23 protein-coding genes are annotated in these 24,440 nt (G+C 61.4%); 16 read left to right on the top strand and 7 right to left on the bottom strand.

The annotated features are described in order from the left end of the window. Window positions 1-33 precede the first annotated feature (33 nt). Window positions 34-312, bottom strand: coding sequence for a DUF3509 domain-containing protein (locus MRY17_RS17400; protein ID WP_003172952.1), 279 nt, complete (start codon window positions 310-312; stop codon window positions 34-36). Between the two features lie 381 nt (window positions 313-693). Between MRY17_RS17400 and MRY17_RS17395 the strand changes: the two genes are divergently transcribed. The 4 genes from MRY17_RS17395 to MRY17_RS17380 all read left to right on the top strand — a co-directional run bounded on the left by MRY17_RS17395 (window position 694) and on the right by MRY17_RS17380 (window position 4,535). Further along, entirely contained in the window at window positions 694-1,209 is a 516-nt protein-coding gene (locus MRY17_RS17395; RefSeq protein WP_191955713.1) for an ankyrin repeat domain-containing protein, read from the top strand. Window positions 1,210-1,250: 41 nt separating this feature from the next. Next, entirely contained in the window at window positions 1,251-1,781 is a 531-nt protein-coding gene (locus MRY17_RS17390) for a hypothetical protein (protein WP_181285067.1), read from the top strand. Between the two features lie 66 nt (window positions 1,782-1,847). Further along, the gene (locus MRY17_RS17385; protein ID WP_003172956.1) at window positions 1,848-2,039 is read left to right on the top strand and encodes a PLDc N-terminal domain-containing protein; all 192 of its coding nucleotides are present in this window, start codon (window positions 1,848-1,850) and stop codon (window positions 2,037-2,039) included. A 408-nt stretch (window positions 2,040-2,447) separates the two neighbouring features. Next, a complete protein-coding gene (locus MRY17_RS17380) occupies window positions 2,448-4,535 on the top strand; it encodes an LTA synthase family protein (RefSeq protein WP_191952088.1) in 2,088 nt (695 codons plus the stop codon). 64 nt (window positions 4,536-4,599) lie between these two features. Here the strand turns inward: MRY17_RS17380 and MRY17_RS17375 are convergent, their stop codons facing one another. After that, complete coding sequence (locus tag MRY17_RS17375) at window positions 4,600-4,752, bottom strand: DUF3309 family protein (protein WP_003192767.1); 153 nt, start codon at window positions 4,750-4,752, stop codon at window positions 4,600-4,602. 329 nt (window positions 4,753-5,081) lie between these two features. Between MRY17_RS17375 and MRY17_RS17370 the strand changes: the two genes are divergently transcribed. After that, window positions 5,082-5,897: an SDR family oxidoreductase gene (locus tag MRY17_RS17370; RefSeq protein WP_181285069.1), complete on the top strand. Its 816-nt coding sequence runs from the start codon at window positions 5,082-5,084 to the stop codon at window positions 5,895-5,897. A gap of 126 nt (window positions 5,898-6,023) precedes the next feature. Then, on the top strand, window positions 6,024-6,221 hold the full coding sequence (gene csrA / locus MRY17_RS17365; protein ID WP_243352579.1) for a carbon storage regulator CsrA: 198 nt from the start codon (window positions 6,024-6,026) through the stop codon (window positions 6,219-6,221). 8 nt (window positions 6,222-6,229) lie between these two features. Here csrA and MRY17_RS17360 read toward each other — a convergent pair whose 3' ends face one another. The 5 genes from MRY17_RS17360 to mnmC all read right to left on the bottom strand — a co-directional run bounded on the left by MRY17_RS17360 (window position 6,230) and on the right by mnmC (window position 13,561). Next, window positions 6,230-6,457, bottom strand: a complete 228-nt coding sequence (locus MRY17_RS17360) for a YheU family protein (RefSeq protein ID WP_003192759.1) — start codon at window positions 6,455-6,457, stop codon at window positions 6,230-6,232. Between the two features lie 75 nt (window positions 6,458-6,532). Continuing rightward, the gene (locus MRY17_RS17355) at window positions 6,533-7,732 is read right to left on the bottom strand and encodes an osmoprotectant NAGGN system M42 family peptidase (RefSeq protein ID WP_243352578.1); all 1,200 of its coding nucleotides are present in this window, start codon (window positions 7,730-7,732) and stop codon (window positions 6,533-6,535) included. A gap of 171 nt (window positions 7,733-7,903) precedes the next feature. Then, entirely contained in the window at window positions 7,904-9,649 is a 1,746-nt protein-coding gene (gene ngg, locus MRY17_RS17350; protein ID WP_191955715.1) for an N-acetylglutaminylglutamine synthetase, read from the bottom strand. 3 nt (window positions 9,650-9,652) lie between these two features. Then, window positions 9,653-11,425, bottom strand: a complete 1,773-nt coding sequence (locus MRY17_RS17345; RefSeq protein WP_181285071.1) for an N-acetylglutaminylglutamine amidotransferase — start codon at window positions 11,423-11,425, stop codon at window positions 9,653-9,655. A 135-nt stretch (window positions 11,426-11,560) separates the two neighbouring features. Next, window positions 11,561-13,561 (bottom strand): bifunctional tRNA (5-methylaminomethyl-2-thiouridine)(34)-methyltransferase MnmD/FAD-dependent 5-carboxymethylaminomethyl-2-thiouridine(34) oxidoreductase MnmC, encoded by a 2,001-nt coding sequence (gene mnmC, locus MRY17_RS17340; protein ID WP_243352577.1) that lies wholly within the window; start codon window positions 13,559-13,561, stop codon window positions 11,561-11,563. A gap of 156 nt (window positions 13,562-13,717) precedes the next feature. Between mnmC and pap the strand changes: the two genes are divergently transcribed. The 10 genes from pap (at window position 13,718) to MRY17_RS17290 (ending at window position 24,366) form a co-directional block, all read left to right on the top strand. Beyond that, window positions 13,718-15,232: a polyphosphate:AMP phosphotransferase gene (gene pap, locus MRY17_RS17335; protein WP_243352576.1), complete on the top strand. Its 1,515-nt coding sequence runs from the start codon at window positions 13,718-13,720 to the stop codon at window positions 15,230-15,232. A gap of 812 nt (window positions 15,233-16,044) precedes the next feature. Then, a complete protein-coding gene (locus MRY17_RS17330) occupies window positions 16,045-17,229 on the top strand; it encodes a thiolase family protein (RefSeq protein WP_243352575.1) in 1,185 nt (394 codons plus the stop codon). 497 nt (window positions 17,230-17,726) lie between these two features. Next, complete coding sequence (locus MRY17_RS17325) at window positions 17,727-18,236, top strand: fimbrial protein (protein ID WP_425540421.1); 510 nt, start codon at window positions 17,727-17,729, stop codon at window positions 18,234-18,236. A gap of 50 nt (window positions 18,237-18,286) precedes the next feature. Continuing rightward, the gene (locus tag MRY17_RS17320) at window positions 18,287-18,847 is read left to right on the top strand and encodes a fimbrial protein (protein ID WP_243352574.1); all 561 of its coding nucleotides are present in this window, start codon (window positions 18,287-18,289) and stop codon (window positions 18,845-18,847) included. Window positions 18,848-18,867: 20 nt separating this feature from the next. Next, window positions 18,868-21,471 (top strand): outer membrane usher protein, encoded by a 2,604-nt coding sequence (locus MRY17_RS17315; RefSeq protein ID WP_181285077.1) that lies wholly within the window; start codon window positions 18,868-18,870, stop codon window positions 21,469-21,471. Further along, on the top strand, window positions 21,468-22,229 hold the full coding sequence (locus tag MRY17_RS17310; protein WP_243352573.1) for a fimbria/pilus periplasmic chaperone: 762 nt from the start codon (window positions 21,468-21,470) through the stop codon (window positions 22,227-22,229). The genes MRY17_RS17315 and MRY17_RS17310 overlap by 4 nt, the downstream gene beginning before the upstream one ends. A 17-nt stretch (window positions 22,230-22,246) precedes the next feature. Further along, window positions 22,247-22,828, top strand: coding sequence for a fimbrial protein (locus MRY17_RS17305; RefSeq protein WP_243352572.1), 582 nt, complete (start codon window positions 22,247-22,249; stop codon window positions 22,826-22,828). A 10-nt stretch (window positions 22,829-22,838) separates the two neighbouring features. Further along, the gene (locus MRY17_RS17300) at window positions 22,839-23,321 is read left to right on the top strand and encodes a fimbrial protein (protein WP_181285080.1); all 483 of its coding nucleotides are present in this window, start codon (window positions 22,839-22,841) and stop codon (window positions 23,319-23,321) included. 28 nt (window positions 23,322-23,349) lie between these two features. After that, on the top strand, window positions 23,350-23,829 hold the full coding sequence (locus tag MRY17_RS17295) for a fimbrial protein (protein WP_181285081.1): 480 nt from the start codon (window positions 23,350-23,352) through the stop codon (window positions 23,827-23,829). A 12-nt stretch (window positions 23,830-23,841) separates the two neighbouring features. Continuing rightward, window positions 23,842-24,366 carry a fimbrial protein gene (locus tag MRY17_RS17290; RefSeq protein WP_243352571.1) on the top strand — a complete coding sequence of 175 codons (525 nt, stop codon included), beginning with the start codon at window positions 23,842-23,844 and terminating at the stop codon, window positions 24,364-24,366. Window positions 24,367-24,440: the final 74 nt, after the last annotated feature.

The following is a 24,440-nucleotide window of genomic DNA, read 5'->3' as shown; positions in this document are numbered from 1 at the left end:
ACGGCGTCGCGGCCCTTCTTTTAACGGTGGAGCTTATGCCGAATGGTAGGTCGGCAAGGCAAAGCGGTTCTGGCTTTGCAGCATCGAAATTTGCGGCAGCTCACTGGCTTGTTCGGCCAGGTCGCGGCGGATGGCGCTGATCACCCAGGTCAGTTGGTCGGCGGTGTGCAGCTGCTGATACGAGATCGAGCGCTTGACCTGTTTGCCTTCGCTGTTACGCAGGGTCAACAGGATGCCGCCGTCCGGACGCGGTTGGGTAGTGACGTCGTAGTTGGAAAATACCGAAGCGAATTTATCTTGGATCAGGCTCATGTCTATCAGCTCCATTGGCTCAAGTTGGCAAGCATGGAGTGATAGGTGCAGTGATTGTGCCAGTATTGAATGTTAGAAAAAATCCTTATAAATCAGAGCGTTATAAATTATCTGGATTTTCGTTTTCGTGCAATTTGCATGAAAGGCCATCGTGCATCCTGCATTTTGCGTTATCCAGGCGGTTAATTCCTACGCGCAACTGCTCTTTCCTACCGATTCAGACCACGCGTTTCCCGGATAAATTCCATCCAGGCCACGGGCGGCCGGTAACGGGCTACGCTATTGATTCTGCCTATGACCGCTTTTGACAAAAAAGCCATGACAGCAGGGAACTCCATCGCGACACTGGGCGCCATATAAAGGATCAGAAAGGAGCCCTACATGTCGACCCAGCCCAAACAAATGACCGATGACGAAGCCGCCGAATTTGCCGAGCAGGTCTTCGACGTCGCCCGCAAAGGCGATGCCGCCATGCTCGCAGCGTTGTTGGCCAAAGGTTTGCCGGCCAACTTGCGCAACCACAATGGCGACACGCTGCTGATGCTCGCCGCCTATCACGGCCACGCCGAGGCAGTGAAAGTGCTGTTGGAGTTCAAGGCCGATCCGTTGATCGCCAATGACAAGAACCAACTGCCGATTGCCGGCGCGGCATTCAAGGGCCACCTGGCCGTGGTCAAGGCGCTGATCGAAGGCGGAACGCCGGTGGAAGCGGCGTCTTCGGATGGGCGCACGGCGTTGATGATGGCTGCCATGTTCAATCGTGTCGAAATGCTCGAATACTTGCTGGGCCAGGGGGCCAATCCCAAGGCCACCGATGCCCAGGGCGCGACGGCGCTGGCAGCAGCGCAGACCATGGGCGCGGTGGATACGGCGGCGGCGTTGCAAAAACTGGTGTAGGCTACGCGCCCTCCAAAACCCGCCCGCCACAGGACTCGCCCATGAAATCCGCGCTCATCGAACTCATCAGTAAAATCAGCACCGGCATTATGGGCGCGGACGAGGTGGCGCGTATCGCCGATGAGGCGGCTCAGGCTTACGCGGATCCTGCGGCTTTTCTGGCGGCCAATCCGGATATCAACTACGACGACAGCTTCCCGATCCCGCTGGGGGAGTGGGTAGTGGTCGGCAGCCTGCCGGAGACGGTGCTGTTCCAGGCCGATACCTATGCCGACCTGTTTGCCCAGATCGTTGCCTCCTTCGGCCCGGGCGTGGCGTTCAATCTTAAACCCAAGCAATTGACCAAGACCGAAGGCCTGACGGCGCTCAATCGCATCCAGATCCAGATGAGCGCCCTGAGCCCGGAAGATGGCGGCTATGTGCTGCTCGACTTCAGCCAACCGCTCGACGACGACATCCAGGCCGTCCTGGTGTTCGGCAATGACCTGCCGCGTGTGCTTGAACTGTGCGCCGAGGTCGGCATCAAGGCCGAGCCGTCGCTGGAAGCGCTGAAGATTGCCGTTCACGTTTAAATAATACGGAACCCCCGCCAGGGCTGACTATCCTACAAGGGCATGCCCTCACTTAGGAGCGACACCATGGGTTCGACTTTCAATGGCCTGATTGGCCTGATCATCCTCGCGCTGGACATCTGGGCGATCATCAATGTGTTCAAGAGCGGCGCGAGCACGGGGGCCAAGGTGCTGTGGATTCTGTTGATCCTGCTGCTCCCGGTCCTGGGCCTGATCATCTGGGCGATCGCCGGGCCACGCGGTAACGTGCGGATCTAAGCAACCTGCTCCTTCTGGAGTGGGCACCGTCAATGTGGGAGGGGGCTTGCCCCCGATAGCGCTGAGTCAGCAACAGATAAAGGGCTGACCCACCGCAAATCGGGGGCAAGCCCCCTCCCACATTGGTTTGATTACACCCGCTGAATTTGTGTGTCGAAAGTATTCGCTGTACGAAATTTTCACATCCCGTCCAAGACAATTCGCCCGCTTTGTTCCTCTGCCAAGGCTCCATCCCCTGGCGCACTGAAGGCAGGGCAGCGGCGCACGTTCAGTAATCTATAGCGTTGATGCCGTTGATCGGGCACCATTTGCCCCACCGCGTTAACCGCCCACCCCGGCCAGCCTGGGCGAGGGCGGACGCCACTGCATTATTTCGCAACTTCAACTTCCAATGGGTCCTAAAACGACATGGCAAACCCGGACGCCCTGAATCAGCAGCGAGCTTCAAATCGCCTGCTGCAACCGACCGTCAAATCCCATCTGGCGTACACGCTGCTCTGCGCACTGGTCATGATGGTGATGTTCTCCCTGCTGCGCCTGGCGTTGCTGGTCTACAACCGCGAGATGATCCTCGATACACCGGCCTCGACCTTCCTGGAAGCGTTCGCCAACGGCCTGCGCCTGGATATCCGCCTGGTGATGTACCTGCTGGTCCCGCTGCTGCTGGCCTTGTTCAGCGTACGGGCGATGGCGGCGCGCGGGTTCTTCCGGCTGTGGCTGACCGTCGCGTCCAGCATCGCGCTGTTCCTGGGCCTGATGGAGATGGACTTCTACCGCGAGTTCCACCAGCGCCTCAACGGCCTGGTCTTCCAATATGTGAAGGAAGACCCCAAAACCGTGGTGAGCATGCTCTGGTATGGCTTCCCGGTAGTGCGCTACCTGCTCGCCTGGGCGGTGGGCACGCTGATCCTGAGCATGGCCTTCAAGGGCGCCGACCGCGCAACGCGCCCACGCGGCCCGTTCAGCGGCGGCAGCATCGGCACGCGCCAGGTGGCGCCGTGGTACAGCCGCATTGCGGTGTTTGTGGTGTGCCTGCTGGTTGCCGTGGTCGCCATCCGTGGCACCCTGCGCCAGGGCCCGCCGTTGCGTTGGGGTGATGTGTACACCACCGACTCGAACTTCGCCAACCAGCTGGGCCTGAACGGTACGCTGTCGTTGATCGGCGCGGCCAAGGCGCGTTTCTCCGCGCATCGCGATAACGTCTGGAAAGCGACCCTGGAACAACCGTTGGCCACCCAGACCGTGCGTGACATGCTGCTGCTGCCGAGCGAGAAGCTGGTGGATACCGACACCGCCGCGGTGCGCCGTGATTTCACGCCGCCGGCCGAGAAGACGCTGCCGATCAAGAACGTGGTCGTGATCCTGATGGAAAGCTTCGCCGGTCACTCGGTGGGCGCCCTGGGCCGTCCAGGCAATATCACGCCGTACTTCGACAAACTGTCCAAGGAAGGCCTGTTGTTTGATCGCTTCTTCTCCAACGGCACCCACACCCATCAGGGCATGTTCGCCACCATGGCGTGCTTTCCGAACCTGCCCGGCTTCGAATACCTGATGCAGACCCCCGAAGGCAGCCACAAGCTGTCGGGCCTGCCGCAGTTGCTGAGCGCGCGTGATTTCGACGACGTGTATGTCTACAACGGCGACTTCGCCTGGGACAACCAGTCGGGTTTCTTCAGCAACCAGGGCATGACCAACTTCATCGGCCGCAATGACTTCGTCGATCCGGTGTTTTCCGACCCGACCTGGGGTGTGTCCGACCAGGACATGTTCAACCGTGGCCTGGAAGAACTGAAGGCCCGCGAAGGCGGCAAGCCGTTCTACGCGCTGCTGCAGACCCTGTCCAACCACACACCGTACGCGTTGCCGACGCCATTGCCGGTTGAGAAAGTCACCGACCGTGGCAGCCTCAACGAGCATTTGACGGCCATGCGTTACTCCGACTGGGCGTTGGGCCAGTTCTTCGAGAAGGCCCGCAAGGAGCCGTACTTCAAGGAAACCCTGTTCGTGGTGGTGGGCGACCACGGCTTCGGCAACGAGCAGCAGATCACCGAGATGGACCTGGGCCGTTTCAACGTGCCGATGCTGATGATCGCACCGGGCATGCAGGAAAAGTTCGGCGAGCGTGACCACACCGTGGGCACCCAGATCGATATCGTGCCGACCATCATGGGCCGCCTCGGCGGTGACACCCTGCACCAGTGCTGGGGCCGTGACCTGCTGAACCTGCCGGAAGGCGACAAGGGCTTCGGCGTGATCAAGCCATCAGGCAGCGACCAGACCGTCGCCCTGCTGACGGCGGACCGCGTACTGGTACTGCCCAAGGAAATGCCACCGAAGTTGTGGCAATACGAACTGGGCGCCAACCCGACCGGCAAGGTCATTGCCGAATCGCCGGACGAAGCGGCACTCAAGCAGAAGCTTGAGTCGTTCCTGCAAACCGCTACCAAGAGCCTGTTGGATAACACCGCAGGTGTGGTGGATGGCAAGCCGGACTAACTAACAAAACTGCAATAAAAAAGAGGCCTCATTGAGGCCTCTTTTTTTTACCCATGGAAGGGGCTTATATCTTGCCGAGCAACAACAGCACCAGCAGAACCACCAGCACCACACCCAGGATACCCGACGGGCCATAGCCCCAGTTGCGCGAGTGCGGGAACACTGGCAGGCCACCGACCAACAGGAGAATCAGGATAATGATCAGAATCAGGCTCATGGTTTTATTCCTTATAGGCCTTCTGTAAAGACCGGTTATTCAGCGGGAGTCTCGTCCATCTGATAATGGACGGCTTACCAACTCCGACTCTGCCACTTGATAAAAAATTCCTTAATTTTTTAAAGCATTTCGCTTGCTCGCTTATTTCTTTTAACACCTGCGCAAACGCACAAACTTAGTTGAAAAATATTGAACTTAGGCTATGCGCAAGTATCCGACCGAGCCCGCGGTTTGCCTGGGGCATTCATCACTCTGATGGTGCGTGGGCGCGGCAGGAACCTTCGCTACACTGCCGGCCACTTCTATCGTGAACCACAAGGCTACTACCTATGCAAAACCGCATGATGATCACGGGCGCCGGGTCCGGTCTGGGTCGTGAAATCGCACTGCGCTGGGCCCGTGAGGGGTGGCAGCTGGCCTTGTCGGATGTCAGCGAGCCCGGCTTGCAGGAAACCCTGAGGTTAGTGCGCGACGCCGGTGGCGACGGGTTCACCCAGCGCTGCGATGTGCGTGACTACAGCCAGCTCACCGCGTTGGCGCAGGCGTGCGAAGTAAAGCTTGGCGGCATCGATGTGATCGTCAATAACGCCGGCGTGGCCTCCGGTGGGTTCTTTGCCGAACTGTCGCTCGAGGATTGGGACTGGCAGATCGCAATCAACCTGATGGGCGTGGTCAAGGGCTGCAAGGCGTTTCTGCCGCTGCTGGAAAAGAGCAAGGGTCGCATCATCAACATCGCCTCGATGGCCGCGTTGATGCAGGGTCCGGCCATGAGTAACTACAACGTGGCCAAGGCCGGCGTGGTGGCGCTGTCGGAAAGCCTGCTGGTGGAACTCAAGCAGCAGGAAATCGGCGTGCATGTGGTCTGCCCGTCGTTTTTCCAGACCAATCTGCTTGATTCATTTCGCGGGCCGACCCCGGCGATGAAGGCGCAGGTAGGCAAGTTACTCGAGAGCTCGCCGATCACGGCGACGGATATCGCCGACTACATTTATCAGCGCGTCAGCGAAGGCGAGTTCATGATTCTGCCCCATGAGCAGGGGCGGATGGCGTGGACGCTCAAACAGAAAAACCCGCAGTTGCTGTATGACGAGATGACGCTGATGGCCGACAAGATGCGCGCCAAGGCGCAGGCCATAAAGGGTTAAACCAGGCACGGTCTGTCAGGGAAATTACCAGTCTGCGTAGGTAATGCCTGATTTAGGCGCGAGCCATTGCTGCTGTTCCAGCATTCGCGCATGGTCATGGCTCTGTTACCCAAAAGGACAACCGCCATGCTGGTCTTAAGCCGCCTCGTCGGCCAAACCATGTCGATCGGCGATGGCATCGCCGTGCATATTCTTGAAATCAAGGGTTCTCACGTGAAATTTGGCATTGACGCGCCAGCCGAGGTCAAGGTGCACCGCGCCGAGGTCTACCGGAAAATACAGCAGCGCCAACAGGCACTGGCCCAACCGGAGCCCACGTCTTAATACACGCGTCAATCAAACAGATGCTTGGGCACATCGTGCTTGAGCATCAACTGGCATTGCTCGCTCTCGGGGTCGAACACAATCAGCGCCTGGCCTTTGGTCAGTGCCTGGCGGACGCGCAGTACGCGGGTTTCCAGCGGCGTGTCGTCGCCATTGTCGGTGCCGTCGCGGGTGACGAAATCTTCGATGAGGCGGGTCAGGGTGTCGACTTCAAGCGCGTCGTAGGGAATCAGCATATAAGCCTCAAGGGTCAGGTCCCGGCGATGCTACTGCGCCGGGACCTTTGTTGCCAGTATCGGGTGTTTCCAGGATCAGCTGTTGCCGTCATCGGACTTGTGCCCGACCAGGCTGTCCACCGACGGCACCCGGGTATCGCTCTCCATTTGCGTCTCATGTTCGATCTGATGACTGAAGCGATCCAGGGAGCCCTGTGCCGGTTGCGCGTCGCTGGCAAATACCGGGGGGCTGAGGATATAGGCGCCAAGCAGTCGACTCAACGCCGCGAGGCTGTCGATATGGGTGCGCTCGTAACCGTGGGTGGCATCGCAACCGAACGCCAGCAGGGCGGTGCGAATGTCATGCCCGGCGGTGACCGCCGAATGCGCGTCGCTGAAGTAGTAGCGGAACAGATCGCGGCGCACCGGCAGGTCGTTGTCCGCCGCCAGGCGCAGCAAGTGGCGCGACAGGTGATAGTCATACGGCCCACCGGAATCCTGCATGGCCACGCTCACCGCGTGTTCGCTGGAATGCTGGCCCGGCGCGACCGGGGCGATGTCGATGCCGACGAACTCACTCACGTCCCAGGGCAGGGCGGCGGCGGCACCGCTGCCGGTTTCCTCGGTGATGGTGAACAGCGGGTGGCAGTCGATGAGCAGCGGTTCGCCGCTGTCGATAATGGCCTTGAGCGCAGCGAGCAGGGCGGCGACGCCGGCCTTGTCGTCCAGGTGACGCGCGCTGATGTGGCCGCTTTCGGTGAACTCCGGCAGCGGGTCGAACGCCACGTAGTCACCGACGCTGATCCCCAGCGAATCGCAATCGGCGCGGGTCGCGCAGTAGGCGTCCAGGCGCAGTTCCACATGGTCCCAGCTCACCGGCATTTCATCCACGGCGGTATTGAACGCGTGCCCGGAGGCCATCAACGGCAACACGCTGCCGCGGATCACACCGTTGTCGGTGAACAGACTGACGCGGCTGCCTTCGGCAAAGCGGCTTGACCAGCAGCCGACCGGCGCCAGCGTCAGGCGACCGTTATCCTTGATCGCGCGCACGGCGGCGCCGATGGTGTCCAAATGCGCGGAGACGGCGCGGTCAGGGCTGTTTTTCTGGCCCTTGAGGGTCGCGCGTATCGTGCCGCGCCGGGTCATTTCAAACGGGATGCCGAGCTCTTCCAGGCGTTCGGCGACGTAGCGCACGATGGTGTCGGTAAAGCCGGTAGGGCTGGGAATGGCGAGCATTTCCAGCAGCACTTTTTGCAGGTAGACGAGGTCGGGTTCGGGAATGGTTCGGGTCATGGAAACTCCTGATGAGTTGAGGGCATCGATGGTTTCGATGAGATAAGGGGGAATGTCGTTGCCTTCACCGGCCTCATCGGGGGCAAGCCCCCTCCCACCTTTGATAGGTGAACACCGTCAAATGTGGGAGGGGGCTTGCCCCCGATAGCGGTTTCACATTCAACACATTCCTCAAGCGGCCGGCTGACTGTGCGGAAACAACAAATCCACAAACTTCTCAGCGGTCGGTTGCGGTTCATGATTGGCCAGCCCGGCGCGCTCATTGGCTTCAATGAAGACGTACTCGGGCTGGTCGGCGGCGGGCACCATCAGGTCCAGGCCGACCATGGGAATATCCAGGGCGCGGGCTGCGCGTACGGCGGCATCCACCAGGGTCGGATGCAAAATAGCGGTGACATCTTCCAGGCACCCGCCGGTGTGCAGGTTGGCGGTGCGGCGCACGGCCAGTTGCACGCCACGGGGCAGCACGCTGTCGTAGCTATAGCCGGCGGCCTTGAGGGTGCGCTCGGTTTCCGCGTCCAGGGGGATCTTGCTTTCGCCATCGGTGGCGGCCTGACGCCGCCGGCTTTGCGCTTCGATCAATGCACGAATCGAATGCTGACCGTCACCGATCACTTCGGCCGGGCGGCGAATCGCAGCGGCGACTACCTCGAAGCCAATCACCAGAATGCGCAGGTCAAGGCCCTCGTGGAAGCTTTCGAGCAGTACCCGGCTGTCGAACTGGCGCGCCGCTTCGATGGCTTGCTGCATCTCCTCGAACGTTTGCAGATCCACCGCCACCCCCTGGCCTTGCTCGCCATCCAGCGGCTTGACCACGATGCGTTGGTGCTCGTCGAGAAACTCCAGGTTCTCATCGGCACTGCCCGCCAGCTGTTGCGCAGGCAGCTTCAATCCGGCGGCCTTGAGTACCTTGTGGGTCAGGCTCTTGTCCTGGCACAGGGTCATGCTGATGGCGCTGGTCAGGTCGCTCAACGACTCGCGGCAGCGCACGCGGCGCCCGCCGTGGCTGAGGGTGAACAGGCCGGCATCGGCATCGTCTACCTGCACGTCGATACCACGTCGATGGGCTTCTTCGACAATGATCCGCGCATAGGGATTGAACCCCGCCTGCGGGCCCGGGCCGAGAAACAGCGGCTGGTTGATGCCGTTCTTGTGCTTGATGGCGAACGTGGTCAATGCACGAAAGCCCAGCTTGGCGTACAGGCTCTTGGCCTGGCGGTTATCGTGCAACACCGACAGGTCCAGGTAGCTCAAGCCACGGCTCATGAAGTGCTCCACCAGGTGGCGCACCAGTACTTCGCCCACGCCGGGCCGGGTGCATTGCGGGTCCACCGCCAGGCACCACAGGCTGCAACCGTTTTCCGGGTCACGGAACGCTTTCTGATGGTTCAGGCCCATGACGCTGCCGATCACCGCGCCGCTGTCTTCATCTTCCGCCAGCCAGTACGCCGGGCCGCCTTGATGGCGCGGCGTCAGGCGTTCGGCGTCGACGGGCAGCATGCCACGGCCCTGATATAACAGGTTCACCGCGTGCCAGTCGGCTTCGCTCTGCACGCGACGGATACGAAAGCCGCGGAACACACGGGTAGCGGGGCGATAGTCGCTGAACCACAGGCGCAGGGTGTCGGAAGGGTCGAGGAACAATTGCTGCGGGTCGATGCCGAGAATCTGCTGGGGCGCGGCCACATACAGCGCGATATCGCGCTCACCGGGTTGTTCGTTGAGCAGTTCCTGGGCAAGGCTGGCCGGGTCCGGGAAGGTGTGCCCGATCAACAGACGCCCCCAACCGCAATGCACGGCAATCGGTTCGGGGCCTTGCGCGCTGCCGTCTTCGGCAAGCCGGGCCTGCAGGCGCTCGTAGGTCGGCGCCTGGCCCTTGAGTAAGCGTTGGCTGTACGCCGCGGCGTTAGGTTTCATGGATCAGATTCCTTGTTCGCTGAGCCACAGGTTCAGCGCCGCCAGTTGCCACAGCTTGGAGCCGCGCAACGGGGTCAGTTGGCCTTGTGGGTCCGTCAGCAGGCGGTCGAGCATGGCAGGGTTGAACAGGCCACGGTCCTGGCTCGGGTCGAGCAGCAACTCGCGCACCCAGTTCAGGGTATCGCCTTGCAAATGCTTGAGGCCCGGCACCGGGAAGTAGCCTTTCTTGCGGTCGATGACTTCGCTGGGGATCACCCGGCGCGCGGCCTCCTTGAGCACTTGCTTGCCGCCGTCGGGCAACTTGAACTTGCCCGGCACACGGGCCGACAGTTCCACCAGGCGATAATCGAGGAACGGCGTGCGCGCTTCCAGGCCCCAGGCCATGGTCATGTTGTCGACGCGTTTGACCGGGTCGTCTACCAGCATCACCGTGCTGTCCAGGCGCAGGGCCTTGTCCACCGCAGCGTCCGCGCCCGGCATGGCGAAATGTTCGCGCACGAAGTCGCCGGCGGCGTCGTTGGCGGTCAGCCATTTTGGTGCGACGGTGGCGGCGTAGTCCTCGTAGCTGCGGTCGAAAAAGGCGTCGCGATACGCTGCGTACGGATCACTGGCGCCGTCCACCTGCGGGTACCAGTGGTAACCGGCGAACAGCTCGTCGGCGCCCTGGCCGCTCTGCACCACTTTGCAATGCTTGGCCACTTCCCGCGAGAGCAGGTAGAAGGCGATGCAGTCATGACTGACCATCGGCTCGCTCATGGCGCGAAATGCTGCCGGCAGTTGCTCGATGATCTCGCTTTCGGCGATGCGCAACTGGTGGTGACGGGTGCCGTAATGCTTGGCGATCAGGTCCGAATACTGGAACTCGTCGCCGCGCTCGCCACCGGCGTCTTCAAAGCCGATGGAGAAGGTCGACAGATCCTCTACGCCCACTTCGCGCAGCAGGCCGACGAGCATGCTCGAGTCGACACCGCCGGAAAGCAGCACGCCGACATCCACGGCCGCACGCTGGCGGATCGCCACGGCTTCGCGGGTGCTGTCGAGTACGCGGTCGGTCCAGTCTTCCAGGGTCAGGTGTTTTTCGTCCTCATGGGGGCCGTAGGGCAGGGTCCACCAGGTTTTCTGTTCGGCCTTGCCGCTGGCGTCGATGCGCATCCAGCTGGCCGGCGGCAGTTTTTCAATGCCTGCCAGCAGCGTGCGCGGTGCAGGCACCACGGCATGGAAGTTCAGGTAGTGATTGAGGGCCACCGGATCGAGGATCGGGTTGATATCGCCGCCCTTGAGCAGGGCCGGCAAGGCCGAGGCAAAGCGCAGGCGCTGGCCGGTGCGCGACAGGTACAAAGGCTTCACGCCCAGACGGTCGCGGGCGATGAACAGACGCTGGGCATCGCGCTCCCAGATGGCGAACGCGAACATGCCGTTGAGCTTTGGCAAGAGCGCTTCGCCCCAGGCGTGATAGCCCTTGAGCAACACTTCGGTGTCACCGCCGGAATAGAAGGCGTAGCCCAGGGCTTCCAGTTCTTGTCGCAGTTCCGGGAAATTGTAGATTGCGCCATTGAAGGCCAGGGACAGACCCAGTTGGGCGTCGACCATCGGTTGGGCGGAGCCGTCCGACAGGTCCATGATTTTCAGGCGACGATGGCCCAGGGCAATCGGCCCCTGGGCATGGAAGCCCCAGGCGTCGGGGCCACGGGGGGCGAGGTGATGCGTGATGCGTTCCACGGCTGCCAGGTCGGCAGGTTGATGATCAAAGCGTAACTCGCCAGCTAGTCCACACATAAATTCCTTACCGGTTTTTCCGTTGGGGAGGGGTCAATACTCAATACGCCGAAAAGGCGCGTACCCAGAAACTGACCCAGCGCTATGCGTGGAGTTTTAGATCAATAAGTTATAAAGCAAACTGCCATAAGGTCATCAATCTTGCACTTTTGGGGCTTGCGACTTGCCGCGAACCAGGGCACGCAGGGCAAATCGATTGGGATGACAGGCTTGGGCCACAGCACTTGGCAAGGGCAGCGGTTCGTCACAGAGCCAGGCTGCCAGCAGCTCGCCGCACAGGGGCGCGGTGACCAGGCCGCGTGAGCCGTGCCCGCTGTTGATATACAGGCCCGGCAGCCACGGGCAGGGTATGTGCGGCACTTGTCGGGCATCTTTGCCCAGTGCGGCATACACCTGTTGGAAGGCTTCAAGATCAGCCAGCGGGCCGACGATGGGCAGGTAGTCGGGGCTGGTGCAACGAAAGGCCGCACGGCCTTGCAAGTGGTCCGGTGCCATCGCGTCAGCGTCCAGGCGTTGCAGCAGATCCTCGGAGATTTCGCGCAGCATTTCCAGGTTGCCGGCATGTTCGGCGCTGGTGGGGGTGAGGTCCTGGTTATTAAAGTCAAAACTGGCGCCCAGGGTATGCTCGCCCAGGCGGGCCGGTGCGACATAACCTTCAGCGCAGACCACGGTGGCCAGCGCCTGGCTGGCCTGCGTCTGCGCCAGGCGGGTGATTTGTCCCCGTATGCGCTTGAGCGGCAAGTCGGCGCTGGGGGCAAACCGCTTGATCTCAGCGGCGCCGGCGAGCACGACCACGCTGGCGCTGGCCAGTACCTGATCACCGTCGCGCGCGCACCACTGATCATCCACTCGGTCGAGTTCAAGGACCTCGCGATGGGTGAGCACGTCAATCAAGGGGTGCGTTGCCTGCCACTGGCACAGCGACGGTGGGTGCACCCAGCCGCCCTCCGGGAAAAACAGACCGCCCTGGGCCACGTCGATCCCGGCGCGTTGTCGGGCCTGATCGCGATCAACCAACTGCAGCAGTTCCGAAGGAAAGGCCGCGGCCAGTTGAGCCTGGCGTTCGCCCTCCCTGGCATCGAACGCCAGTTGCAACACGCCGCAATCGTCCCAGTCGACGCCACGGTGCAGCTGTTCGAGCAGGCGCCGGGTATGCCCGAAGCCGCTGAGGATCAGTTGGGACAGTGCCGTTCCGTGCGCTGACAGTTTCAGGTACAGCACGCCCTGGGGATTGCCCGAAGCTTCCTGGGCCAGGCCGGCATGGCGTTCCAGCAAGCTGACCCGCCAACCACGCGCCGCCAGGCTGGCGGCCGTGGCACAACCGGCCAGGCCACCGCCGATGACCATGGCGTGGCGGTCGCCCGTGACGGGCGCCGGTCTTGCGAACCAGGGCTTGGCTTGGGCGGGCGCCGGACGGTCCTCGGGCCAACCCAGAAACTCCCCGCGCAGGATCTCCCACTTATGCCCGATGCCGGGCGTGCGTTTCATCTTGAACCCGGCGGCATTGATCAGCCGGCGTACCCAGCCGGTACTGGTGAAGGTGCTGATGGTCGAGCCCGGAGCCGCCAGGCGTGCCAGTTCGGCGAACAGCTCGGCGGTCCACATGTCGGGATTTTTCGCCGGGGCGAAGCCGTCGAGAAACCACGCATCGACCTGGGCGTCCAGTTGCGGCAACTGTTCCAGCGCGTCGCCGATCAACAGGGTCAGGGTCACGCGGCCGTGGTCCAGCACCAGGCGCTGGAAGCCTTGATGGATGGCGATGTACTGGGCCAGCAACGGTTCGGCGTAGGGTTGCAGTTCGGGCCAGAGGGCGAGGGCGCGTTGCAGGTCGGCATGGCTGAGCGGGTATTTCTCCACGCTGACGAAATGCAGGCGGGCACCGGCCACCGCCTGTTGGTCGAATAACTGCCAGGCGCACAGGAAATTCAAGCCCGTACCGAATCCGGTTTCGCCGATCACCAGGCGCCCGCCTGCCGGCAGGGCCGCAAAACGCGCCTGCAAGCGGTTCTGCTCAAGGAACACATAACGGGTTTCTTCCAGGCCCGATTTATCGGAGAAGTACACGTCATCGAAGGTCCGTGAGTGCGGGCGGCCTTGGTCGTCCCAGTCGAGCTGGGCGTGGGTGATCGGGGTCATGGGTGGCTCATATGAATAACGGCAGGTACAGACAAGGCGGCCATTCTAGCCGATCAACCGGTGTTGAATTGATCCACGGCAATGGGCGGTTGAATTTCCTCCCGCGTGTCGTTGCCCAATCCGCTAGTCTTGAGCCATCTTGAAACGGAGCTGCCCATGTTCGAATCCGCCGAAATCGGTCACGCCATCGACAAAGACACCTATGAAGCCGAAGTGCCGGCCCTGCGCGAAGCCTTGCTGGAAGCGCAGTACGAGCTGCAGCAGCAGAAGCGCTTCCCGGTGATCATCCTGATCAACGGCATTGAGGGGGCCGGCAAGGGCGAAACCGTCAAGCTGCTCAACGAGTGGATGGACCCGCGCCTGATCGAAGTGCGCACCTTCGACCAGCAGACCGACGAAGAACTGGCGCGCCCGCCGGCCTGGCGCTACTGGCGGCAATTGCCCGCCAAAGGCCGCATGGGCATTTTCTTCGGCAACTGGTACAGCCAGATGCTGCAAGGCCGGGTGCATGGGCAGATCAAGGACGCACGTCTGGATCAGGCCATCGCCGGTGCCGAGCGCCTGGAAAAGATGCTCTGTGACGAAGGCGCGCTGATCTTCAAGTTCTGGTTCCACCTGTCCAAGAAGCAGATGAAGGCGCGGCTCAAGGCCCTGGCCGATGACCCGCTGCACAGCTGGCGCATCAGCCCGCTGGACTGGCAGCAGTCCAAAACCTACGACAAGTTCGTGCATTTCGGTGAGCGCGTGCTGCGCCGCACCAGTCGCGACTACGCGCCGTGGCATGTGATCGAGGGGGTCGACCCGCATTACCGTGGGCTGACCGTGGGCAGGATCCTGCTCGAGGGTCTGCAGAGCGCGTTGCAACAGGCCAAGGTCAAGGCCAGTGGCATGAACCCGGCGCCGCTGCCGTCGTCGGTGGACCAGATGAGCCTGCTCAACAGCCTCGACATGAGCCTGCGCCTGGACAAGGACGATTACGAAGAACAGCTGATTACCGAGCAGGCGCGCTTTTCCGGCCTGATGCGCGACAAACGCATGCGCAGGCACGCGCTGGTCACCGTCTTTGAAGGCAACGACGCGGCCGGCAAGGGTGGAGCGATCCGTCGTGTGGCGGCCGCGCTGGACCCGCGCCAGTACCACATCGTGCCGATTGCCGCACCCAGCGAAGACGAGCGCGCCCAGCCGTACCTGTGGCGGTTCTGGCAGAAGATCCCGGCACGAGGCATGTTCACCGTATTCGATCGCTCCTGGTATGGCCGCGTGCTGGTGGAGCGCATCGAAGGTTTCTGCACCCCGGCGGACTGGATGCGCGCCTATGGCGAGATCAATGATTTCGAAGAGCAGTTGCGCGATGCCGGTGTGATCGTGGTCAAGTTCTGGCTGGCCATCGACAAGGACACTCAACTGGAACGCTTCAAGGCCCGCGAGGAGATCCCGTTCAAGCGCTTCAAGATCACCGAGGATGACTGGCGCAACCGCGACAAGTGGGACGACTACCGTGCGGCGGTGGGTGACATGGTTGATCGCACCAGCACCGAGGTAGCGCCCTGGACATTGGTGGAAGCCAACGACAAGCGCTGGGCGCGGGTCAAGGTGTTGCGCACGATCAATCGGGCGTTGGAAGATGCATTCGAGAAGTCCGACAAGCACGACAAAAAGAAAAAGAAATAGCCTGAACCTCGCTCGGTCCAACTGTGGGAGGGGGCTTGCCCCCGATAGCGGTGTGTCAGTAAATAGATTTTTGACTGACCCACCGCCATCGGGGGCAAGCCCCCTCCCACAGTTGGTCTGCGTACAACAGATAGACTGCCTATGCGCCCATGCTTTCGCCAAAACCGGCAAGTACGACAAGAAGAAATAGCCTGAACCTCACTCGGTCCAACTGTGGGAGGGGGCTTGCCCCCGATAGCGGTGTGTCAGTAGATAGATTTTTGACTGACCCATCGCCATCGGGGGCAAGCCCCCTCCCACAGTTGGTCTGCGTACAACAGATAGACTGCCTATGCGCCCATGCTTTCGCCAAAACCGGCAAGTACGACAAGAAGAAATAGCCTGAACCTCGCTCGGTCCAACTGTGGGAGGGGGCTTGCCCCCGATAGCGGTGTGTCAGTAGATAGATTTTTAACTGACCCATCGCCATCGGGGGCAAGCCCCCTGCCACAGTTGGTCTGCGTACAACAGATAGACTGCCTATGCGCCCATGCTTTCGCCAAAACCGGCAAGTACGACAAGAAGAAATAGCCTGAACCTCGCTCGGTCCAACTGTGGGAGGGGGCTTGCCCCCGATAGCGGTGTGTCAGTAGATAGATTTTTGACTGACCCACCGCCATCGGGGGCAACCCCCTCCCACAGTTGATCTCCACAGATCATAGAGACCGGTCTGTCCGGCCTCCATGCTTTCGCATCCATGCAGTGAATGATCATCGCGGTCAGCCAGGCCCGCCTCTATTCTCGATCCACAACCACAAGATCGAGGTAGCCCCATGCGTGAAGTAGTGATCGTCGACAGCGTGCGAACCGGCCTGGCCAAGTCTTTTCGCGGCAAGTTCAACCAGACTCGCCCTGATGATATGGCGGCCCATTGCGTCAATGCGCTGCTGGCCCGCAATGGCATCGACCCGGCCACGGTCGAAGATTGCATTGTCGGCGCCGGCTCCAACGAAGGTGCCCAGGGCTACAACATCGGGCGCAATGTGGCGGTGCTGTCGCAACTGGGCACGGGTACCGCAGGCATGACCCTCAACCGTTTCTGTTCGTCGGGCCTGCAGGCGATTGCCATCGCGGCCAACCAGATTGCCTCCGGTTGCAGCGACATCATTGTCGCCGGCGGTGTGGAATCCATCAGCCTGACCACGAAGAGTGTCAACACCGATCATTTGATCAACCCGTTGCTCAAGGAACAGGTGCCGGGCCTCTACTTTCCCATGGGCCAGACCGCCGAAGTCGTCGCGCGTCGCTACAACGTCAGCCGCGAAGACCAGGACCTGTATGCGTTGCAAAGCCAGCAGCGCACGGCCCAGGCCCAGGCCGATGGCCTGTTTGACGATGAAATCGTACCAATGGCGGTCAAGTACACCGTCGAAGACAAGAACACCGGTCAAACACAGGTGCTTGATGGCGTTGTAGACCGCGACGACTGCAATCGCCCCGATACCACCCTGGCCAGCCTCAGTGGCTTGAAACCGGTGTTTGCCGAAGACGGTTCGGTGACGGCGGGTAATTCGTCGCAGTTGTCCGACGGTGCGTCGATGACCCTGGTGATGAGCCTGGAAAAAGCCCTGGCGTTGGGGCTCAAGCCCAAGGCGTTCTTTCGCGGCTTTACCGTGGCGGGTTGCGAGCCGGACGAAATGGGCATCGGCCCGGTGTTCTCGGTGCCCAAACTGCTCAAGGCTAAAGGCTTGCAGGTGGCGGATATCGACCTGTGGGAACTCAACGAAGCGTTTGCCTCGCAGTGCCTGTATGCGCGCAACCGCCTGCACATCGACAATGCCAAGTACAACGTCAACGGTGGCTCGATCTCCATCGGCCACCCGTTCGGCATGACTGGGTCGCGACAGGTAGGTCACTTGGTGCGGGAACTGCAACGGCGGGAATTACGCTACGGCATCGTCACCATGTGTGTGGGGGGCGGGATGGGCGCCACCGGGTTATTCGAGGCCGTGCGCTAGGGGTGGATTGACGGTTGCGGCGCATTGTTGCGGGGGAGCGTTGCTCCCCCTTTTTTATACCCCTCATTCGTACGGTAACTTGCGCTGCGGCTAATAGCGAGTTGCAAAACAGCCTTAGGCTTTATTGTTTTGAAGTGCATGTAGCCTTATTCTTACGGATATCTCCGGCGCTAATTAATTCGCCTATTCGCGCCATGTAGTCCTATTCCTTCAGGTGTTTTAAAAGTTTTGGCAAAATGCCATAAATTTCCTGCAAGCCTTGATATACAAAGGCTACGTCATTAAGGGAAACGGCTGGCTTACTTGTTCGAGCATGTAAGTGGACACTAGTCCGGCGTTGAGCGTGCTTCTGAAATGCAATACAAGAAGTTGGAAAAGTGCCTCGGAAGCCCCCTCGATGCATGGGTCGTACCGCTCGTTTAATCAGCCCTGCGCCTCTCGGTAGCAGGGCTCCTTAATGACACTCGTTAAGTGGGAATTTGTAGATGAAAACCAAAATGAAAACTGTGCTGTTGTCTGTCGGTCTGCTGGCGGGTTCGATGTCGATGGCGCACGCCGCGGATGGAACGGTGACGTTTATCGGGTCGGTCCACTCAGGGGCCTGCTCTATCAAGCCTGACTCCGTCGACCAGACCGTTCACCTGGGCTCTATTGCAAAACATCAGCTGCAAGCGGGCGGCAAATCGGAAGCCCGACGCGTGCTGATCGAACTGGAAGGTTGCGACCTGGCCGGGCTCACTGACAATACCGTCACCACTACCTTCACCGGCGCGCCGTCCACGGTGGTGCCCGGTGCCATCGGTACGGTCGGCGGTGCGGGCAACATGGGCATCATGATGACCCATGGCGGTGACCTGGTTAAGTTGGGGGTCCCTACCGCCCCGCAAATCATCAGCACGGGTGATAACACGCTGGAATTTGGCGCCTACGTACAAGGCGCCGCCACTGGGGACATCGTTCCCGGCGACTTCAGCGCGGTCACCAATTTCACCTTGGCTTATCAGTAAGTGTTGCCCCCGCCACTCGGCGTGGCGGGGGACGCTGACGGGAGATCCAGGTGAAAACATTCCTACGTCTGGCTATTGCCTCCTCATTGGCGACGTTCATCAGCCCTTGCGTGATCGCCCAGGCGTCTGCCCAAGGCGAGGGCGTCGTGTTGCTGGGAGGCAGAGTGGTCGATTCCGCCTGCGGGCTGGAACTGGCCAGTATCGACCAAACCATCGAGATGCCACCCGAACCGGTGGGACGGCTGCTGCGCAACACGCGGGGTGAAGATCATCCCTTTCAGTTGCGTCTGGTCAATTGCTCATTGACCCGCCCGGACCCGTCGCGCCCAGGTGTGAACCTGCCGGATTGGGAACACATGCGTGTGACGTTCGAGGGCCCCACCGACAGGGCAGGGCTCTCCTTCGCTGTGTCTGGCGACTCACAGGGGGTGGCCCTGCACATCGTCGACGCCGCCGGCCAGGAAAGTCTGCCGGGGCAACGCATGGCACCGGTCCCGCTGGCCGAAGGCGACATGACACTCAACTACCGGTTTTTCCTGGTCGGCAACGGTTTGCCCTTGGTGGTCGGGGCTCACAGTGCCGCGGTGCGGTTCAAGTTGGAATACTTTTGAACAGTGATGGACAGGCTTGCATGTTGAATACGTCGAAGATCAAAAATACGCTCCGCCCCGGGCTGTTCGGCGGGTTGATGTCACTGGCAGGCACTGCATTGGGCGCCGGGGATATCGAGTTCAATACCGACGTTCTGGACCTGAGCGATCGCGCCAATATTGACTTGTCTCAATTTGCGCGCAGCGGATTCATTCTGCCAGGCACTTACTCGATGGCGGTGCACCTCAATGCCCAGCCTGTTGCTGAACAATCGGTGGCGTTCTATCCGCCCGATAACGACCCCAGGGGCAGCCAGGCCTGTTTGTCGCGCAGTCTGGTTGAGCAGTTGGGCCTGAAAGTGTCCGAAGCCGGCAGACTGACGTGGTGGAGGGATGGCGAGTGCCTGGATATCACAAGCTTGCCCGGCCTGGAGGTCAGTGGTGATTTGGCCACCTCCACCTTGAGCATCAACGTGCCCCAGGCGTACCTTGAATACAACGCCCTCAATTGGGATCCGCCTTCCCGATGGGATGAGGGGGTGCCGGGGTTACTGGTGGACTACAGCCTGACGGCGCAGTCCAATTACCAGCGCAACGAAGGCCAGCGCAAAAACCTCAGTGGTAACGGCACCGTGGGGGCCAATGCCGGCGCGTGGCGTCTGAGGGCGGACTGGCAGGGGCGCGTGGAGAGCGGTCGGCAGGAGGCGGCCGGCCCGCAAAAGCTGGAGTGGAGCCGCTACTACGCGTATCGCGCCATTCCGGCGTTGAAGGCGCGCCTGGTGGTGGGTGAGAACTACCTGTATTCTGACCTGTTCGACAGCTTCCGCTTTACCGGCGCCGCGCTCAACTCGGATCAGAGCCAGCTGCCGCCCAACTTGCGCGGTTACGCCCCGGAAGTGGTCGGTGTGGCCAAGACCAACGCCAAGGTCATCATCAGCCAGCAGGGCCGTGTGCTCTACGAAACCCTGGTTGCGGCGGGCCCCTTTCGCATTCAGGACCTCAATGATGCGGTGACCGGCAAGCTCGATGTGCGGGTAGAAGAGCAGGACGGTTCGGTGCACACCTTCCAGCTCGATACGGCCGGTGTGCCTTACCTGACGCGCCCTGGCCAGGTGCGTTACAAGCTGGCGAGCGGGCGCCCGTCGAATCTTCAGAATGGCTCCGATGGTGCGTTCTTCAGTACCGGGGAGTTTTCCTGGGGCGTCAGCAATGGCTGGTCGTTGTTTGGCGGCGGTATCGCCGATAACAACTATCGGGCGTTATCGGTGGGCGCCGGGCGGGACTTGCTGGCATTCGGCGCCGTCTCGCTGGATGTCACGCAGTCGCGCGCCACCGTGTGGAACGAGACGCTCTCGGGGAAATCCTACCGTCTGCAATACTCCAAGAACTTCGAAGAGTACGACAGCCAGGTGACCTTCGCCGGTTACCGCTTTTCCGAGAAGAACTTCCTCAGCATGAGCGAATACCTGGATGCCCGGCACTACGGGTTGAACGGCGAGCTCGGCGGCCGGGGGGGATACCGCGACCCCAGCGAAGGTTGGAAGCCCATCGGCGGCAGCAAGGCGCTGTACACGGTGACGGTCAACAAGCAGTTTCGTGACCTGGGCGCCACCGTCTACGCCAGTTACAACAAGCAAACCTACTGGGACCGGCCCGACACCCATCGCTGGAACCTGTCGCTGTCGCGCTACTTCAATGTGGGCTCGGTCAAGAACATGAGCCTGTCGCTGAACGTGCACCGCACCCAGGACTACAACTATAAGGACAACGGCCTGGCGCTGACGGTCAGCCTGCCGTTGGGGCGTACCGGCACACTGTCGCTGGATGCCAATCGGGCCGGCGGCAAAAACAGCTTTGCATCGCGCTACAGCGATCGTCTGGATGAGCGTAACAGCTACCAGCTCAGTGCGAGCGACACATCCGCCAGCGGCTACCTCAGCCATATGGGCGACAACGTCGACATCGACGTGAGCGCCAGCCGGCAAGAGGGCGGGTCGGGCAGCCTGGGTGTTTCCGCACGCGGCGGTGCCACGCTCACGGCCTACGGCGCGGCACTCCATCGCACCACCAGCACCGGCGGCACGCGCCTGATGGTCGATACCGCCGGTGTGCCCGATGTGCCGGTACGCAGCTATGGCGCGCCGACCCGCAGCAATGCCTTCGGCAAGGCCGTGATCTCGGATATCAGCAGCTATCAGCGTACCGCTGCCAGCGTTGATCTGGAGCGTTTGCCGAGCAATGTCGAAGCCACTCAATCAGTCACGCAATTGACGCTCACCGAAGGCGCGATCGGTTATCGCTCGCTGGATGTGATCGCCGGTGAAAAGGCCATGGCGGTACTGCGCCTGGCAGATGGCAGTTCGCCGCCTTTCGGCGCGACGGTGCAGAACCTCAAGCAACAAGACACTGGCATTGTCAATGATGGCGGCGAGGTCTACCTCAGCGGCATCCAGGCCGGCGAGCAAATGACCGTCAGTTGGGGCGGTGACGCACGCTGCCTGCTCACGCTGCCTGCCACCTTGCCTGCCGATGGTTTGACCGACGCCCTGCAATTGCGCTGCCTGGCGCTGGCCGCCGACCCATCCTCGCCCGAGCCCGCCGGGCTGTCCGGCACGCCTACCGATACGGAGAACACAGCCTCATGATGCCAAACACACGACTCACCCTGCCGACCTTCGCGCTGTTGGCCCTGGCCCTGGGCCCGAGCGCCAACGCTGCGGTGGGCCTGGACCGTACCCGCGTGATTTTCGACGGTGGCAAAGAGGCCACCAGCGTGAACATCACCAACAACAATACCCAGTTGCCTTATCTGGCCCAGGGCTGGATCGAGGATGAAACCGGTAAAAAAATCACCTCGCCATTGATCGTGCTCCCACCGGTCCAGCGCCTGGAACCGGGTAAGCAAAGCCAGGTGAAGGTCCAGGCGTTGCCGGCGGCCAAGTCGCTGCCGCAGGATCGGGAGACCGTGTACTACTTCAACCTGAGGGAGATTCCGCCGCGCAGCGATAAGTCCAACACCCTGCAGATCGCGCTGCAAACCCGCATCAAGTTGTTCTACCGACCGCGAGCCATTGAGCCGAGCCAGCAGGACTTGGCCAACCCCTGGCAGGAAAAACTGACTCTGACCCGTGAAGGTGACCAATACCGGGTGAATAACCCTACGCCGTACTACGTGACGCTGGTGGATGCGCGCAGCAGCAAGGACGGCAAAACCGTGCAGGGCTTTGTGCCACTGATGGTGCCGCCCAAGAGCGCCTTGCCCCTGGGGCCCATGGTCAAGGCACTCGGTACAAGCCCTTATCTTGCCTATGTGAACGACTACGGTGGCCGCCCGCTCCTGGCCTTCACCTGCACAGGCGACACGTGCAGCGTGAACCCGCAGTCCGCGCCGGCGAATGAGTAAGGGGGCTGGAGAACGTCATGACGTCGCAAAAAATGAAGGTGCTGGGCGGCCTGTTATGGGCCTTGGCGGCAGGCGCGCAAGCCGCAGATGAGGACGACATTGAAGGCATGAGCGGCATGCTCAATGTGCTCGGCTCCATGCATGAGTCGCCTTGCAGCCTGGAAATGACGTCCCTGCACCAGACTGTCGATCTGGACGCCGTGTCGACCAGCCAGTTGCAACGGCCCGGTGACCAGGCCACCCCCAAGGCGTTTCAACTGCGGTTCACCGATTGCCTGCGCACGGCCGGCCGTATCCGCAATGAGCGCACCGGCAACCTGACCTGGAGCGCTTACCAACCGGTGCTGTCGGTCACGTTCCAGGCGCCGGCCGACGCCGATGATCCACGGCTGGTCAAAGTGCAGGGCATCACCGGCATGGGCCTGCAGTTGACCGATGCCCTGGGCCGGGATGTGCAGTTGGGCGCCAGGGGCCAGCCGCTGTTTTTGCCCGTGGGCCGCAATACCCAGACCTGGAATGTACGGCCCACGCGCACCGCCGCGCCGCTGACCAGCGGGGCATTCAGGGCTGTGGTGGATTTCAGGCTCACTTATGAATAAGGGTGCAGCGATGGCTAAATCAATCGGCTTGATCGCCGCCGGCGTGTTGCTGGCGATCAGCCAGGACGTACAGGCCGAGACCCGTCTGAGCATTCGCGCGGTGATCATTGCGCCCCCGCCCTGCGTCATCAACGCCGGCAGCACGCTTGATGTGCCGTTCGGCAATGACCTGCTGACGTCACGGATCGATGGGGTCAATTACCGCCGCGGGGTGCCGTATACCGTCTCCTGTAATTCCCCGTTCAGCAACGCGTTGACCCTGGAACTCAAGGGGACGGCGGCGTCGTTTGACGGCCGCGCGCTCGCCACCCGCAAAGCGGACCTGGGCGTGCGGCTGTTTGTGAATGGTGCGGACTGGCCGTTGAACACGGCGGTGAATTTTACCTATCCCAATTTGCCCGTGGTGCAGGCTGTGCCGGTCAAGCGTGCGGGCAGCACGCTGACCGGCGGGGTCTTCGACGCGACCGCGACCCTGGTGGTCGATTACCAATGATGGTTACCGATAAAGAGAGGAACGACCCATGACAGCTTGGCAGCCGCGAGCCTTGCTCGCTCTGTGCGTCATCGGCCTGTGCGGCGCAGCGTCGGCCAATTTGACGTTCAGCGGGACACTGAACGAGCCGCCTCCCTGCACGATCGATGCGGGCAACACCATTGAGGTGGATTTTGGCGATGTCGGGGTCAAGCGCGTCGATGGCGTGAGGTACCGCAGAGGCGTCGGCTACGCCATCCAATGCGGCACCGACACGCTGCCGTGGCAATTGAAATTGAGCGTCAACGGCACAGCCACCACGTTTGAAGGTTCAGCGGTGCAAACCAGCGTGCCTGCGCTGGGTATTCGGATTTTTCAGAATAACCAGCCGTTTCCACTCAATACGCCCTTGAACATCAGCCTGTCGTCACCGCCGGTACTGGAAGTGGTCCCGGTCAAACAGCCAGGTGCTGTCCTGGCACCCGCCAGGTTTACGGCGGTGGCCACGTTGTTGGCCGAATACCAGTAGGAGGTCGAATCAATGGGACACACACACTATGTTGCGCTGGCATTGGCCCTCGGCCTGATCGGCGCGGCACAAGCAGCGGACAATCTGAGGTTCAAGGGCAACCTGGTCCAGGAGGCCTGCACCCTGCGTCCTGGTGACGAAGCCGTCACCCTGGAACTCTGGGACGTGACCACCAAGCACCTCTATATCAACACCCGCTCACGGGGCAAAGGTTTCAGCCTGCACCTGGAGAGTTGCGACACCACGATTGGCTCCACGGTCGCCATTACCTTTGGCGGCAGGGAAAACACCGCGTTGCCCGGCCTGCTCGCGCTGGATGGCGGCAGCGGCGCTTCAGGAATCGGGGTTGGCCTGGAAACGCCAAGCGACAAGCCGCTGCCGTTGAATACCGTCAGTGATGCGCAAGTGCTCAGCGATGGCAGCAATGTTATCGCGCTCAAAGCCTATGTGCAGGGCGAGCCGCAGGCCATCAGCGACCAGACCATCGGGCAAGGTGCGTACCGGGTGACCTCCACTTTTACGCTGGACTATCCATAAACAGCCTTGGGCAAACCTTAAATGTCTTCCGAACGGCTTCAGCACAGGGGTGCCTGCCTGCAAGCGAGGCTCGG

This window comes from Pseudomonas orientalis, from assembly GCF_022807995.1.
In the GTDB taxonomy this organism is placed as follows: Bacteria; Pseudomonadota; Gammaproteobacteria; order Pseudomonadales; family Pseudomonadaceae; genus Aquipseudomonas; species Aquipseudomonas orientalis_B.
Note: the sequence above shows the minus strand (reverse complement) of the source record. Positions and strands in the feature narration are given on the sequence as shown.

What these genes read in the sequence shown, in the direction of transcription:
- MRY17_RS17400 (WP_003172952.1), bottom strand. Translation starts at nt 312, where the DNA reads ATGAGCCTGATCCAAGATAAATTCGCTTCGGTATTTTCCAACTACGAC.
- MRY17_RS17395 (WP_191955713.1), top strand. Translation starts at nt 694, where the DNA reads ATGTCGACCCAGCCCAAACAAATGACCGATGACGAAGCCGCCGAATTT.
- MRY17_RS17390 (WP_181285067.1), top strand. Translation starts at nt 1,251, where the DNA reads ATGAAATCCGCGCTCATCGAACTCATCAGTAAAATCAGCACCGGCATT.
- MRY17_RS17385 (WP_003172956.1), top strand. Translation starts at nt 1,848, where the DNA reads ATGGGTTCGACTTTCAATGGCCTGATTGGCCTGATCATCCTCGCGCTG.
- MRY17_RS17380 (WP_191952088.1), top strand. Translation starts at nt 2,448, where the DNA reads ATGGCAAACCCGGACGCCCTGAATCAGCAGCGAGCTTCAAATCGCCTG.
- MRY17_RS17375 (WP_003192767.1), bottom strand. Translation starts at nt 4,752, where the DNA reads ATGAGCCTGATTCTGATCATTATCCTGATTCTCCTGTTGGTCGGTGGC.
- MRY17_RS17370 (WP_181285069.1), top strand. Translation starts at nt 5,082, where the DNA reads ATGCAAAACCGCATGATGATCACGGGCGCCGGGTCCGGTCTGGGTCGT.
- csrA (WP_243352579.1), top strand. Translation starts at nt 6,024, where the DNA reads ATGCTGGTCTTAAGCCGCCTCGTCGGCCAAACCATGTCGATCGGCGAT.
- MRY17_RS17360 (WP_003192759.1), bottom strand. Translation starts at nt 6,457, where the DNA reads ATGCTGATTCCCTACGACGCGCTTGAAGTCGACACCCTGACCCGCCTC.
- MRY17_RS17355 (WP_243352578.1), bottom strand. Translation starts at nt 7,732, where the DNA reads ATGACCCGAACCATTCCCGAACCCGACCTCGTCTACCTGCAAAAAGTG.
- ngg (WP_191955715.1), bottom strand. Translation starts at nt 9,649, where the DNA reads ATGAAACCTAACGCCGCGGCGTACAGCCAACGCTTACTCAAGGGCCAG.
- MRY17_RS17345 (WP_181285071.1), bottom strand. Translation starts at nt 11,425, where the DNA reads ATGTGTGGACTAGCTGGCGAGTTACGCTTTGATCATCAACCTGCCGAC.
- mnmC (WP_243352577.1), bottom strand. Translation starts at nt 13,561, where the DNA reads ATGACCCCGATCACCCACGCCCAGCTCGACTGGGACGACCAAGGCCGC.
- pap (WP_243352576.1), top strand. Translation starts at nt 13,718, where the DNA reads ATGTTCGAATCCGCCGAAATCGGTCACGCCATCGACAAAGACACCTAT.
- MRY17_RS17330 (WP_243352575.1), top strand. Translation starts at nt 16,045, where the DNA reads ATGCGTGAAGTAGTGATCGTCGACAGCGTGCGAACCGGCCTGGCCAAG.
- MRY17_RS17325 (WP_425540421.1), top strand. Translation starts at nt 17,727, where the DNA reads ATGAAAACTGTGCTGTTGTCTGTCGGTCTGCTGGCGGGTTCGATGTCG.
- MRY17_RS17315 (WP_181285077.1), top strand. Translation starts at nt 18,868, where the DNA reads ATGTTGAATACGTCGAAGATCAAAAATACGCTCCGCCCCGGGCTGTTC.
- MRY17_RS17310 (WP_243352573.1), top strand. Translation starts at nt 21,468, where the DNA reads ATGATGCCAAACACACGACTCACCCTGCCGACCTTCGCGCTGTTGGCC.
- MRY17_RS17305 (WP_243352572.1), top strand. Translation starts at nt 22,247, where the DNA reads ATGACGTCGCAAAAAATGAAGGTGCTGGGCGGCCTGTTATGGGCCTTG.
- MRY17_RS17300 (WP_181285080.1), top strand. Translation starts at nt 22,839, where the DNA reads ATGGCTAAATCAATCGGCTTGATCGCCGCCGGCGTGTTGCTGGCGATC.
- MRY17_RS17295 (WP_181285081.1), top strand. Translation starts at nt 23,350, where the DNA reads ATGACAGCTTGGCAGCCGCGAGCCTTGCTCGCTCTGTGCGTCATCGGC.
- MRY17_RS17290 (WP_243352571.1), top strand. Translation starts at nt 23,842, where the DNA reads ATGGGACACACACACTATGTTGCGCTGGCATTGGCCCTCGGCCTGATC.